A 13338-nucleotide genomic window follows, 5' to 3' on the forward strand; every position below is an offset into this window, starting at 1 on the left:
CGGCGAACAGGTTACCTCCGGCCTGCTGGCGATCGCGCTGCAGGCCGTCGGCATCCAGGCGCGCTCCTGGCAAGGCTGGCAGATCCCGATCAAGACCTCGGATGCCCACGCTTCGGCCCGTATCCTGGAGATTGACGGCAGTGAGTTGATCTCCCGCTTCCAGGATCGCAAGGAGGTCGCGGTCATCGCCGGCTTCCAGGGCCTCCATGTCGACACCAACCGTATCACCACGCTGGGGCGCGGCGGATCAGACACCTCGGCGGTGGCGATCGCGGTCGCGATCAAGGCCGACCGCTGCGATATCTACACCGATGTCGATGGCGTCTACACCACCGACCCGCGCGTGGTGCCGAAGGCGCGGCGGCTCAATAAAGTGGCGTTCGAGGAAATGCTGGAACTGGCGTCGCAGGGCGCCAAGGTGCTGCAGGTCCGCTCCGTGGAAGTCGGCATGGTGCACAATATGCCGATTTTCGTGCGCTCAAGTTTCGACAAACCCGAAGACATCGACCCGCACGGCACGCCGCCGGGCACGCTGATCTGCAGCGAGGAGGAAATCATGGAAAGCCACGTCGTTACAGGCATCGCATTTTCGAGGGATGAAGCACAGATTTCGGTGCGCCAGATCGAAGACAAGCCGGGGGTCGCCGCCTCGATCTTCGTGCCGCTGGCCGAGGCCAACATCAATGTCGACATGATCGTGCAGAACGTTTCAGAGGACGGCAAGACGACCGACCTCACCTTCACGGTGCCGGCCCCCGACTATGCCCGTGCCAAGGAGACCATTACCTCGGCCAAGGCCAAAATCGGCTATGCTCGAATCGACAGCGCAACAGATGTGGCCAAGGTCTCAGTGATCGGTTCCGGCATGCGCAGCCATGCCGGCGTCGCCGCGCAGGCCTTTGCTGCTCTATCCGAGCGCCAGATCAACATCCGCGCCATCACCACCTCGGAGATCAAATTCTCGGTGCTGATCGATGCCGCCTATACGGAACTGGCGGTTCGCACCCTGCATACGCTGTACGGGCTCGACAAGGCGTAGAAAATTTCTCCTGAAACAGTCGTTATTTTGATGTGAACGACGCGTTTGGCATCTGGCAGGCGTTTTGCTTGGCAAAACAAGCTTCAATTGGCTATACGGCCTGCATGGGCAGCCGTCGCGGTTGAGGGCGCCGTTTCGGACAATCTGATTCGTTCGGGTTCCGCGCCGGTTGCGGCGTGCGGGCGAAAATTCTATTTTTTCTGGGGCTTAGTGCTGGCGCACGAAATTTGGTCGATGCCAGCCACGTTGGGAGGGGTCGGCTAATGCGGAGCGCGTCGGGTGGCCCCCGCGTCTTGCTGAGACGGCTCCGCGAAACCATGGCGGAGCAGGTCTCCGCCCAGGAGCGCCTCGACAAGATCGTGGTGCTGATCGCCGCCAATATGGTGGCAGAGGTCTGTTCGACCTATGTGCTGCGCGTCGATAACACCCTTGAACTCTATGCCACCGAAGGCCTGAACCGCGACGCGGTGCATCGCACCGTGCTGAGCGCCCATGAGGGCCTGGTCGGCCTGGTGTCGTCCGAAGCGACGCCGCTGAATCTCAACGACGCCAAGAGTCATCCGGCGTTCTCGTTCCGGCCGGAGACCGGCGAAGAAATCTACCACTCCTTCCTCGGCGTGCCGATCCTGCGCGCCGGCAATACGCTTGGCGTGCTGGTGGTGCAGAACCGCGCCAAGCGGACCTATGTCGAGGAGGAAGTCGAGGCGCTGCAGACCACCGCGATGGTGCTCGCCGAGATGATCGCCTCCGGCGAATTGTCGGCGCTGGCGCAGCCCGGCGAAGAGCCCGCGGCGCGACATTCGCTGCACAAGACTGGCGCCATCCTGTCGGACGGTATCGCGCTCGGCCATGTGGTGCTGCACGAGCCGCGCGTGGTCATTACCAATTACATCGCCGAGGATCTGCCGAAGGAGATCAAGCGGCTAGACGTGGCGCTGGCCAAACTGCGCGCCGACCTCGACCGCATGCTGGAACGCGGCGATGTCGCCGAGGGCGGCGAGCACCGCGACGTGCTGGAAGCCTACCGGATGTTCGCCAATGACCATGGCTGGTCGCACAAGCTGCATGAGGCGGTGGCCACCGGCCTGACCGCGGAGGCGGCGGTCGAACGCGTGCAGTCCGACACAAGGGCGCGGATGCTGCGCTCCACCGATCCCTATCTGCGCGACCGGCTGCACGACCTCGAGGACCTCGGTCACCGCCTGATGCGGCAGTTGCACGGCAAGGACCACGCGCCCTCGCGCGACCAGAAGCCTGAAAACGCCATCCTGATCGCGCGCGCGATGGGGCCCGCGGCCCTGCTCGACTACGACAGGAAAAGACTGCGCGGGCTGGTGCTGGAGGAAGGCACCGCCAATTCCCATGTCTCGATCGTCGCGCGTGCGCTCGGCATTCCCGCGATCGGCGAAGTGCCGAACGCGCCGGGCCTCGCCGATCCCGGCGACGCCATCATCGTCGATGGCACCTCGGGCTCAATCTATATCCGGCCTTCGGCGGAAATCGAATCGGCCTATGCCGAACGGGTCCGGTTCCGGGCGCGGCGACAGGCGCAGTATTCGGCGCTGCGTGACCGGCCCTGCGTCACCAAGGACGGCCAGCCGATCGACCTGATGATCAATGCCGGCCTGATCATCGACCTGCCGCATATCGACGATACCGGTAGCGCCGGCATCGGCCTGTTCCGTACCGAGTTGCAGTTCATGGTCGGCGAGAGCCTGCCGCGATCCAGCGACCAGCTGGCGCTGTACCGCGCAGTGCTGGATGCCGCCGGCCGCAAGCCGGTGACCTTTCGCACGCTGGATATCGGCGGTGACAAGGCGCTCCCTTACATGGAGACCATCAGCGAGGAGAACCCGGCGCTGGGCTGGCGCGCGATCCGGCTCGGCCTCGATCGTCCAGGCCTGCTGCGCGGCCAGATTCGCGCGCTGCTGCGCGCCGGCGGCGGCCGCGCGCTGCGGATCATGTTCCCGATGATTTCCGAGGTGGCCGAATTCGACCAGGCCAAGGGCATCATCGAGCGCGAATTGACCTATCTGCGCCAGCATGGCCATTCGCTGCCGGAGCGTATCGATGTCGGCACCATGGTCGAGGTGCCGGCGCTGCTCTACCAGATGGATGAGCTGCTGAAGAAGGTCGACTTCGTTTCAGTCGGCTCCAATGACCTGTTCCAGTTCCTGTTCGCGGTCGACCGCGGCAATGCCAAGGTGTCGGACCGCTTCGATACGCTGTCGGCGCCGATTTTGCGGGTGCTGCGCGAGATTGTGCAGAAGGCCAACGCCGCCGGGAAGTCCGCGTCGCTATGCGGCGAGATGGCCTCGCAGCCGCTCGGTGCGCTGGCGTTGATTGCGATGGGCTATCGCTCGCTGTCGCTGTCGGCGACCGCGCATGGCCCGGTGAAGGCGCTGATCCTCGACCTCGACGCCGGCAAGGCCGCGGCCATGATGGCGCCGCTGCTCGACGCGCCGTCCGGCAGCGTCTCGATTCGCCAGAGACTGAAGGAATTCGCCGAGGCCGAGGGGTTGTCATTGTAGCGAGGCCGTCCCGATAGCGGCTCCGCCGCGATGCGCCCTTCCCTTCCGTGATGCCGAGATCTGCCATGTCCATTCTGCCCGAAGCCAAACTCGATATTCTGCTGGCGCATCATGCCTCGCTGGAATCCCAGCTGCAGAGCCAGATGAGCGCCGAAAACTACGTCCGCTTGACGCGCGAATTCGCCGAACTCAATCCGCTGATCGACGCCGTGAAGACCTATCGCGCGGCGACCAGGGAGATCACCGAGATCGATGCGATGATCGCGGATGCCACGACTGACGCCGAGATGCGCGAGATGGCAGAGGCGGAGCGGCCGGCGCTTGAGACGCGCGCCACCGAGCTGGCGCAGGAAATCCGCGTCGCGCTGCTGCCCAAGGACGCGATGGACGAGCGCAACGTGGTGCTGGAAATCCGCGCCGGCACCGGCGGCGATGAGGCTTCCTTGTTCGCCGGCGACCTGTTCCGGATGTACGAGCGCTTTGCCGCCTTGCAGGGCTGGAAGGCCGAAGTAGTCTCCGCCTCGGAAGGCACGATGGGCGGCTACAAGGAAGTCATTGTCGAAATTCAGGGCCGTGGCGCCTTCGCCAAGCTGAAGTTCGAATCCGGCGTGCACCGCGTGCAACGCGTGCCCGACACCGAGACCCAGGGCCGCATCCATACTTCGGCCGCCACGGTGGCGGTGCTGCCGGAAGTCGAGGAAGTCGATGTCGTGATCCGCGACGACGATTTGCGCATCGACACCATGCGCGCGCAGGGCGCCGGCGGCCAGCACGTCAACAAGACGGAATCAGCGATCCGCATCACCCATCTTCCGACCGGCATCGTGGTGATGATGCAGGACAGCCGCTCGCAGCATAAGAACCGGGCATCGGCGATGAACATCCTGCGCTCGCGCATCTATGACGCCGAGCAGCAGCGCATCGATTCGGTGCGCTCCGCCGAGCGCCGCGAAAAGGTCGGTTCCGGCGACCGCTCTGAGCGCATCCGCACCTATAATTTCCCGCAGGGCCGCGTCACCGACCACCGCATCAACCTGACACTGTACAAGCTGCCGCAGGTGATCGCCGGTGAGGCGCTTGGCGAGCTGGTCGATGCGCTGACCACCGAGCATCAGGCCGCGCAGCTGGCGGCGCAGGGCAACGCGTGATCTCGTACCTCCCATCCCCCCAAGCAAAGCGTTGCAGGGCGGGAGAGGGAAAAGAAAGCAAGTTGTGACTGACACCCTCGTCGGGCAAAGCATTGAGACCGCGCGGCGTCGCGTGGCCACACAGTTGCGTACGCATGAGATCGAATCCGCGGATCTTGATGCACGCCTACTGATTGGTGCCGTGCTCGGACTGGATCTGACCGGGCTGATGGTCCAGGCCAAACGTCTCGTTACGGCCGACGAAGCCGCCCATCTCCAGGCGCTTGCCCACCGGCGCCTGAGGGGCGAACCGGTCGCGCGCATTCTTGGCGTCAAGGAATTCTGGGGCCTCTCGCTGGCGCTGTCGGCCGATACGCTGGTGCCACGGCCGGATACCGAAACGGTGGTCGAGGCGGCGCTGGAGCTGCTCGATGCGGGCGAGCTGCGCGGCCGTGCCTGGCGCATTGCCGATCTCGGCACCGGCTCCGGCGCGATCCTGCTGGCACTGCTCTCCGAACTACCCCATGCTTTTGGCATCGGCACCGACATCAATCTCGCAGCGCTTGCCACGGCGCGAAGCAACGCCAGCCGACTCGGCCTGGCACAGCGCGCCGGCTTCGTCGTTTGCGACTATGTTTCCGCGCTCGCCGGGGACTTTGACCTCATCGTCTCCAATCCGCCTTATATACAATCGGCGGAGATCGCCGGCCTGGCGGCCGAGGTGCGCGAACATGATCCGCTGCGCGCGCTGGACGGCGGTGCCGACGGCCTTGATGCCTATCGCCGAATCGCGCCCGCGGCCGCCGCGCGGCTGGCACCGGGCGGGCTGCTGGTCGTCGAGGTCGGGCACGATCAGAGCGACGACGTCGCGCGGTTGATGCTGGCGGCGGGGTTAACCCTCTCCGGACCAGCCCGGACCGATCTGGCCGGCATCCGGCGGGTAGTTTCCGGGCACAGATCGCCCCGATAAAGCCGGCCGAGCTGAAAAAACGCTTGGAATATCGCCGGCAACCGACTACGTTCGTGTCACAACATCGGTTCAGGGTTGGCGCGCCCCGTGGTTTGACGGCTGGACGCCAGGAATTCTCGCTAGAGAGCCCGTCCGAGAAATGGTTCCAACAGGCAGGTCAGATTGAGCGCGATGGCTGAAAGAGCTGCGCTGCTTGCGACCGCAAAGCGAACGAAAGCCTGATATTGCGCTTCGACAATCACACGCAAACTCCCAGCCTGATTGCGGCGGGTTGAACGATTTGGTCCGACCAGCGATTTTGGCTGGCGGTTGGGGAACGCGTCTTTTGTTGAACGCGAACGACGATGGCATCGGTGCAGCGATGATCTGCATGGCGATTGGGCGCATGGCGCGCTCCTTATCGCCCAAATCCTCTGTGACACTAAAGATACCAAGCTCTCTGCGATAATCCTGGATCGGTAGTAAAGGCGAGACATGAGAAACGGTCAGAATAACAATAACAAGCGGATGCGGAACAATAACAACCGCAGCAGCAATAACGGTGGCGGCAACAACAATAACAATAACAACAACAACCGTCGTGGCCAGAACCCGATGACCCGGGTGTTCGAGTCCAACGGTCCGGACATCAAGATTCGCGGCACCGCCTCCCACGTAGCGGAGAAATATGTGCAGCTGGCGCGCGACGCGCGCTCTTCCGGCGACCCGGTCGCCGCCGAGAACTATTATCAGCATGCCGAACACTACTTTCGCCTGATCGCCGCGGCGCAGGAACAGTTTCGCCAGAACCAGCCGCAGCCGCGGACCGAAAACGAAATGCCGTCCGAGGATGGCGATGATGACGGCGAGACGTTCTCGAACTTCGGCGCCGAGCCGGGCTTCGTGCCGGTGCAGCCGCAGCCCTTCGTGCCACGTGATCCGCAGCCGCCGCGCGAACAACCGCAGCGCGAGAGTCAGCCCTACCAGCCGCGCGAGAATCAGCCCTATCAGCCGCGCGAAAACAACGCACCGCGCGAGCATAACGGGCCGCGCGAAAACAACGGACCGCGTGAGAACAACCATCGCGAGCCGCGTCCGCAGCACCAGCCACAGCCGCAATTCCAGCCGCAGCCCCAGCCGGCGATGCCGGTTGCCGACAGCGTCGACCGGCTGCCGTCGTTCATCACCGGACCGCAGCCGCAGGTCAACGGCCCGGCCCCGTTCGATGCCGCCGCCGGCGAACGTTTCCCGCCGCGCCGCCGTCGCCGCCCGCATGCCCCGCGCCCCGATGGCGTGGCCGCGGCGCCGGTGACTCCGGGTGACGATTTCAATCCCGGCAATTCGTAAACAGCCTTAGCCACCGGTGCTGACCTTTCCTCTCCCTGTGCAAAAGGGAGAGGAGAGGTAGATGGCCGACTTTCAAAGTTCAGACGCGTGAGTTCGGCTGTATCAGAAGCGCTACGGCGTAGACGGATGCCGCCGCTTAACAGCAGACTTTATATTGCCCCCGCGGCGCGGAGCAGAAGACCGGCGATACATGCGCCGGCAAGCACCGTCAGCATCCCGACATTGAAGCGAAAGATCGCGATCGCCGCCGCCACGGCCAGGATCAGCGCGGCCGGATCAACGCTGGCCAGCACCGGCATTTCGAACGACAGGCCAAAACCGCGGATCGGCAGCACCTCCCGAAAAATCGTATGGACGGCGAACCAGATTGACAGATTGAGGATGACGCCAACCACCGCCGCCGTGATCGCCGACAGCGCCCCGGCGAGCGCCTTGTTTCCCTTCATGACTTCGATGAAAGGGGCGCCGAGGAAGATCCAGAGAAAGCAGGGGGTGAAGGTGACCCAGGTGGCGAGAAGGCCGCCGAGCGTTCCCGCCACCATCGGTGACAGCGAACCGGGATCCCGGAACGCGGCCATGAAGCCCACGAACTGCAGCACCATGACGAGGGGACCGGGCGTGGTCTCCGCCATGCCGAGACCGTCCAGCATCTCGCGCGGCTGTACCCAGTGATAATGTTCGACCGCTTGCTGGGCCACATAGGCCAGAACCGCATAGGCGCCGCCGAACGTCACCAATGCCATCTTGCTGAAGAACACGGCAATCTGGCTGAACACGTTCGCCTCGCCATACACGGCCAGCAACGTGACTACCGGGACCAGCCACAACAGCAGCCAGACGGCACTGACGCGCAGCGCGCGTCCAACGTTGGGCCGCACGTGGTCGGGCAATTCGTCGCTCATCATGCTGTCGACCGTCGCGGTCGATGCCGGCCCGCCGTGGCCGCCACCGGCGGCGAATTCCGGACGTTCCGCCCTGGCTCCCAGATAGCCGATCAATCCGGCGGCAAGGATGATCGCCGGAAACGGCACATTGAAGAAGAAGATGGCAATGAAGGCCGCCGCCGCCAGCGCCCGCATCACATTGTTGCGTAGCGCCCGCTTGCCGACCCGAACAACGGCCTGAATGACGATGGCAAGCACCGCGGCCTTGAGGCCAAAGAACAGCGCCTCGACGAATCCGACATTGCCATAGGCCGCGTAGACGTAGCTCAGCGCCATGATGCTGACGACGCCGGGCAGGATGAACAGGCAACCCGCCACGATGCCGCCGACGGTTCGATGCAGCAGCCAGCCGATATAGGTCGCGAGCTGTTGCGCCTCCGGTCCGGGCAACAGCATGCAGTAGTTCAACGCGTGCAGGAAACGGCTTTCCGAGATCCAGTTCTTTTCCTCGACGAGGATGCGGTGCATGACCGCGATCTGCCCGGCGGGACCACCGAAGCTGAGCAGCGCGATCTTCAGCCAGACACGGAACGCCTCCGCGAAACTGATGCCATGAGAAGCTTCGCCGGAATCGATCGCGCGCTCGGCGGGAACGTCGGTCATCAGGATTTTCCCTTGCTGGTCGGCCAATTATGGGTTTCGCCGGTCGCGTCGCGGCACCATCGATAGAAGGCGTCGTAGATCAGCATGCCAGCGTTCAGTTGGGCGAGATCGTCGTCGAACATGCGGGAAAGGCCCAGCGAGGCAGCCATCAGGCCAGGCGCTTCCGGCGACAGGTCAAGCCGTCCGGTATCGGCCGCCCGCACCATCGTCGCCAGCCGGTCGAGCGGCGGCGTCGACAGGCCGAACTCCTCGATCATGACGTCGAACGTGCAGAGATCGCCGCGGTGGCTCCAGAACACGTGCTCGATGTCGAATGGCACCGCGCCGAATCGCTCGCCGACGGCTTCGACCTCCGACGGCGCGACGAACAGGAATACCGCCTCGGGGTCGATGAATCGCCGAATCAGCCAGGGACATGCGATGCGGTCGATCTTGGGCCGCGAGCGGGTGACCCATACGGTACGGCCCTGCGCGTCCGGCGCCGGCAGCTTGGCGACCGGCACGGTCGGCAGCTTCGCGGCCTTCCATGCCTCAAACCCACCGTCGAGCGTTTCGGCCGCGGCGCCGGCATGGCGCAGCCAGGCAGCCGCGCCTTCGCTGAGCTTCAGGCCTTTCTGGCAGATGACGATGACGGACCGGCCCGCAAAGGATGTTGCCCAGGCTGCCGCGGTTTCGTGCGGACGGCGCAGCGCGCCAGGAATCATGCGCGGATCGGCTGCGAAATCTTCGGCAGTCCGCACATCGATGAGTATCGGCGTGGTGGCGGTACCGATCAGCCGGGATAATTTATCGACAGAAATGGAGGTGTATGACGACATGACTGCGCCCTCGTTGTGAACGGGACGCGATACTTCAGCTGTCGCCTCGTGGGGAGATCGCGGCCCCCATGCTTTAATTTCAATCCGAACCGCCCCGCCGTGTCAAGCGGCGGCGCGTCTGCATGATCAGCATCGCCAACCGCGTCGAACGATCAATTCCTTCTTTGCCGGCCCGCAGCCGCAGGTGAACGGCTCGCACCCTGTTGAACAACTAGAACGCCGCGGCCAGATCTTTGGCGCCCGGCAGGTTGCTGTTGCTGTCCATCCGCGAATTGGTGATGGCCAGCAGCTTGGCGACCGTATTGTGGCGGATCGCCACCGGATTGCGCTCGTAACCCCCGCGCTGGAAGAAGTTCGCGGTCGGCACCTGTTCGCGCATGGCCAGAGGCATGGTCACCATATCGAGGCCGGTGCCGTCGCCAGTGAGATTCATCATCTCCAGTTCGGCGGCGCTGAGCGGGCGGCTAAAACCCTTGTTGCTAGCGAAGATCACCGACGTCAGCAGCTTGTGGACCTGCAGTTGCGGGCCGACGTCGATATCCAGCACCATCGCATGCACGGCCCAGCCCTGCGGCGTCGCCGCGAGCTTCTCATGATCGCTCCAGGTGTCCGGCACGGTGCGCGAGAACGCGTACATCCGCTTGAACACCGCGATCTTCTGATCCATCGCCTTGCGCGATGCGCCGGACAATTGCGCGGCCTTGTCGGTCAGCACCTTGAGGATCTGGTGCCCCTGCTCCGCGACCAGCTCGACGCTGTTGGTGGTGAGCAGCTGGTTATAGCCGATCGCGGTCGAGATCGCGCGCGAGCCGGGGCGCGAGGCGCTGAGGCCGGACTGCATGTCATAGCCGCCATTGCCGCCGGTCTCGAACGAATACACCCGTACCGCCTGCTCGCGCGTCAGGCCCGAGCTCAGCACGGCGCGGGCATACGCCCGCTTGAACTCCATTTCATTGGCCGGACGCTGTGGCGAGAACTGGAAGTGTTGCTGCGCCGCCTGGATGAAATCGGCAACCACCGGCAGTTCCCGGCGGCTCCGCGGCGTGCCCTCTTCAGGCTCGGGATTCGAAGGGCGTTTCGGCCCGTCATAGAGCGGCGCCTGCTCCAGCACGTAATCCTCGAGCGTAATGGCCTGGCGATCGCGACGCTTGGCATTGCGGATCTTGCGCCGCTCATAGACCGCGTTCCAGTAGGGCTTGGCCTCGGCGTCGAAGGCGGCACGGGCTTCTTCATATTCCGCGAGCTTGCGGCGGTAGTCCGCGATCGCCTGGGGCGACGCGCTTTGCGCCCTTGCATTGGCGACCCCCGAGGAAAGCGCGATGACATCGCGCGCCTGCGCCGGCGACGCGCCGATCAACAGCGCGAGCGTAACCATGGCGGCCGACGAACGAAGCAAATGAATTGGCATGGATCTGTTCAATTCCTGATTGGCGCGATCCGGTCGCGCCTGACATGTCGGGAATGACGCCGCATATTGGCCGGAAAATCCGTCCAGACGAAGTCGGTCTAACGTCACAAATCTTGGCGCAGCATGGTGAAGAATGTGTTGCCAATATTGGTTGCGATCGTCGCAGGCATCGGCCCAGCGGCAATAGCCGAGCGTCCGGATTGCAATGGGTTCCCGGATTTTCGGGCGCGCATGTGTTGCCATGACGCGGTGTCCTGGGCTCTGCCCGAGCCTGAATCACTGAACCCGTCCGTCACTTCCACGCAAAAACAGGCTGTTCCAGCTCGGCGACGCGCGTCGAGCGACCGGCCAGCAACTCGCTGAACTGATAGATCAGCGCCGCGGTAGGGGCGTGGATGTAGCTGCCAGCATGCCGATAGCGGATGACGCGACGGTCGCTCTCGGGAATGGCGACAAAGTCGAACGCATCGGCGGACGCGACCGCTGACAGCGCGATGCGGTGGACCGAGGCGACCTCGTCCGGATTGGGCGCCAGCTTAGAGCTGTCCTGCGCCCACATCAGCACCGGCGTGATCAAATAGCCGGAGCGCGTCGGATAATCGTCGAGAATGCCGATCACATCGGCTGGCGCAAGCTGCAGCCCGAGTTCCTCGTGCAACTCGCGCAGCGCCGCCTCGGTTGGCGTCTCGCCGGGATCGCAGCGCCCTCCCGGCAGCGCCCATTGATTGCTGTGCGCGCGCAGTCCCGCGGCGCGCAAGGTCAACAACAGCGAGGTGTCGCAGGCGTCGGATGCCTCCACCAGCGCGACGGCCACGGCGGCGCGCTTTAGTCCGGATACAGATTCACCATCGGCCAGCCGCGCGAAGGCGGCGCCCCGCCCGGCGATCATTTGCCGTGTGACGGCATTGAACGGATACATCATCGGGAATGAGTATAGGAGCCTCGCGGCGGCCGCACTAGGCACCCCGCTTGTGCTTTTGTATGAACGAGGCTCGGCCCGCGTCGCGGCGCCTCGATTGTCTCCTCTTGCGCGAGAACGGCCATGGATTATCGCTCGCTCGGCCGCTCCGGCCTGAAGATTTCGCCGATCTGCCTTGGCTCCATGATGTTTGGCGGCGCCACCGACGAACCGACCTCCGCCCTGATCATCGACAAGGCGCGCGACGCCGGCATCAATTTCATCGATACCGCCGACGCCTATTCCGGCGGTGGATCGGAACAAGTGGTCGGCCGGGCCATTACCAGGCACCGCCAGCACTGGATTCTGGCCACCAAACTCGCCAATCCGATGGGCACTGATCCCAACCGTGCCGGACTATCGCGGCGCTGGGTGATGCAGGCCGCCGAGGAAAGCCTGAAGCGGCTCGGCACCGACTATCTCGACATCTACTATCTGCACAAGGAAGACCATTCGACGCCACTGGAAGAAACCGTGCGCGCGATCGGCGATCTCATTCGCCAGGGCAAGTTGCGCTATTTCGGGGTTTCCAACTACCGGGCATGGCGCGTCGCCGAAATCTGCAACATCTGCGACCGGCTCGGCATCGACCGGCCGATCGTCAGCCAGCCTTATTATAACGCCATGAACCGGATGCCGGAGGTCGAGCACTTTCCGGCCTGCGGTCATTACGGCATCGGCATCGTGCCCTACAGCCCGCTGGCGCGCGGCGTGCTGACCGGCAAGTACCAGCCCGACGCGGCGCCCGACAAGGACAGCCGCGCCGGGCGCAACGATGCGCGGATGATGCAGACCGAATGGCGACCGGAATCGCTTGTTCTGGCGCAGCGGATGCGCGCGCATGCCGAAGCCCGCGGCATCACCGCCGGCCAGCTCGCCGTCGCCTGGGTGCTGAACTCGTCCTTTGTCAGCGCCGTCATCGCCGGCCCGCGCACCGTGGCGCAGTGGGATGATTATCTGCTCGCGCTGAACTATCAATTCACCGTCGAAGACGAAGCGCTGGTCGATCGCCTGGTCGCCAGCGGTCACCCGTCAACGCCGGGCTTCAACGATCCCGCCTACCCGATCGAAGGCCGCCGGCCACGAACAGCCTCCTGATTCTACCACAAGGACACCCAATGACCGACGCGGCACAGGCCGGGCTCGAGGCCGCCGGCTGGAGCATCATGCAAGACGACGGCTTCATCAAGCTGGTCGGGCCGTTCTGGCATCGAAGATCGGATGAATCCTACGAGTTCGCAATCCTCGGAGAGGACAAGCACCGCAATCGACGCGGCGTGGTCCAGGGCGGCGTGCTGATGACGCTGGCAGATCGCAGCTGCGGCATGACGGCACGTGCGATTTCGGGCGCCGACGCACTTGCCACGGTGCAGATGGACACGTACTTCGTCGACGCGGCGCGGATCGGCGAGCTGATGGTATCGCGGCCAAAAGCGTTGCGCACAACCAAGAGTCTGATCTTCATGAGCACCGAAATTCGTGTCGACGATCGTATCGTTGCCACGGCGCACGGCGTGTTCAAGGTAGTAAGAGACCGCATCGACACCAGCACGCGGTAGCTGTCGGGGGCAAAAGCCCGCGCGGAATACCGATATTCCGCTTCCGCGGCGCGTC

At 64.1% G+C, this 13338-nt stretch carries 11 protein-coding genes; 7 read left to right on the plus strand and 4 right to left on the minus strand.

All coding sequences use genetic code 11. The features are described from left to right. The 5 genes from Q0S16_RS15200 to Q0S16_RS15220 form a co-directional block, all read left to right on the plus strand. The coding region (locus Q0S16_RS15200) for an aspartate kinase (protein WP_295849682.1) at positions 1–1039 on the plus strand (1039 nt) is incomplete at its 5' end. Positions 1040–1302: 263 nt separating this feature from the next. After that, positions 1303–3570: a phosphoenolpyruvate--protein phosphotransferase gene (gene ptsP, locus Q0S16_RS15205; protein WP_295849684.1), complete on the plus strand. Its 2268-nt coding sequence runs from the start codon at positions 1303–1305 to the stop codon at positions 3568–3570. A gap of 65 nt (positions 3571–3635) precedes the next feature. Further along, positions 3636–4718 carry a peptide chain release factor 1 gene (gene prfA / locus Q0S16_RS15210; protein WP_295849686.1) on the plus strand — a complete coding sequence of 361 codons (1083 nt, stop codon included), beginning with the start codon at positions 3636–3638 and terminating at the stop codon, positions 4716–4718. Positions 4719–4782: 64 nt separating this feature from the next. Next, positions 4783–5667: a peptide chain release factor N(5)-glutamine methyltransferase gene (gene prmC, locus Q0S16_RS15215; RefSeq protein ID WP_295849688.1), complete on the plus strand. Its 885-nt coding sequence runs from the start codon at positions 4783–4785 to the stop codon at positions 5665–5667. A 474-nt stretch (positions 5668–6141) separates the two neighbouring features. Next, positions 6142–6993, plus strand: coding sequence for a DUF4167 domain-containing protein (locus Q0S16_RS15220; protein ID WP_295849689.1), 852 nt, complete (start codon positions 6142–6144; stop codon positions 6991–6993). Positions 6994–7142: 149 nt separating this feature from the next. Here Q0S16_RS15220 and chrA read toward each other — a convergent pair whose 3' ends face one another. From chrA to Q0S16_RS15240, 4 genes are all read right to left on the minus strand, one after another. Beyond that, positions 7143–8540, minus strand: coding sequence for a chromate efflux transporter (gene chrA, locus Q0S16_RS15225; protein WP_295849691.1), 1398 nt, complete (start codon positions 8538–8540; stop codon positions 7143–7145). Then, complete coding sequence (locus tag Q0S16_RS15230; RefSeq protein WP_295849693.1) at positions 8540–9358, minus strand: chromate resistance protein ChrB domain-containing protein; 819 nt, start codon at positions 9356–9358, stop codon at positions 8540–8542. The genes chrA and Q0S16_RS15230 overlap by 1 nt, the downstream gene beginning before the upstream one ends. A 211-nt stretch (positions 9359–9569) precedes the next feature. Next, a complete protein-coding gene (locus Q0S16_RS15235) occupies positions 9570–10733 on the minus strand; it encodes a hypothetical protein (RefSeq protein WP_295849768.1) in 1164 nt (387 codons plus the stop codon). 325 nt (positions 10734–11058) lie between these two features. Then, the gene (locus tag Q0S16_RS15240; protein WP_295849695.1) at positions 11059–11688 is read right to left on the minus strand and encodes a CoA pyrophosphatase; all 630 of its coding nucleotides are present in this window, start codon (positions 11686–11688) and stop codon (positions 11059–11061) included. 120 nt (positions 11689–11808) lie between these two features. On the opposite strand from Q0S16_RS15240, the gene Q0S16_RS15245 reads away from it, so the two are divergent. Next, a complete protein-coding gene (locus Q0S16_RS15245) occupies positions 11809–12822 on the plus strand; it encodes an aldo/keto reductase (protein ID WP_295849697.1) in 1014 nt (337 codons plus the stop codon). 20 nt (positions 12823–12842) lie between these two features. Then, positions 12843–13283, plus strand: a complete 441-nt coding sequence (locus Q0S16_RS15250) for a PaaI family thioesterase (RefSeq protein ID WP_295849699.1) — start codon at positions 12843–12845, stop codon at positions 13281–13283. Positions 13284–13338 lie beyond the last annotated feature (55 nt).

This window comes from Tardiphaga sp., from assembly GCF_025356345.1.
Taxonomy (GTDB): domain Bacteria; phylum Pseudomonadota; class Alphaproteobacteria; order Rhizobiales; family Xanthobacteraceae; genus Tardiphaga.

Bases quoted from the DNA above. Each gene is read 5' to 3' on its own strand.
- ptsP (WP_295849684.1), top strand. From the start codon at position 1,303: ATGCGGAGCGCGTCGGGTGGCCCCCGCGTCTTGCTGAGACGGCTCCGC.
- prfA (WP_295849686.1), top strand. From the start codon at position 3,636: ATGTCCATTCTGCCCGAAGCCAAACTCGATATTCTGCTGGCGCATCAT.
- Q0S16_RS15220 (WP_295849689.1), top strand. From the start codon at position 6,142: ATGAGAAACGGTCAGAATAACAATAACAAGCGGATGCGGAACAATAAC.
- chrA (WP_295849691.1), bottom strand. From the start codon at position 8,540: ATGACCGACGTTCCCGCCGAGCGCGCGATCGATTCCGGCGAAGCTTCT.
- Q0S16_RS15230 (WP_295849693.1), bottom strand. From the start codon at position 9,358: ATGTCGTCATACACCTCCATTTCTGTCGATAAATTATCCCGGCTGATC.
- Q0S16_RS15235 (WP_295849768.1), bottom strand. From the start codon at position 10,733: ATGGTTACGCTCGCGCTGTTGATCGGCGCGTCGCCGGCGCAGGCGCGC.
- Q0S16_RS15240 (WP_295849695.1), bottom strand. From the start codon at position 11,688: ATGATGTATCCGTTCAATGCCGTCACACGGCAAATGATCGCCGGGCGG.
- Q0S16_RS15245 (WP_295849697.1), top strand. From the start codon at position 11,809: ATGGATTATCGCTCGCTCGGCCGCTCCGGCCTGAAGATTTCGCCGATC.
- Q0S16_RS15250 (WP_295849699.1), top strand. From the start codon at position 12,843: ATGACCGACGCGGCACAGGCCGGGCTCGAGGCCGCCGGCTGGAGCATC.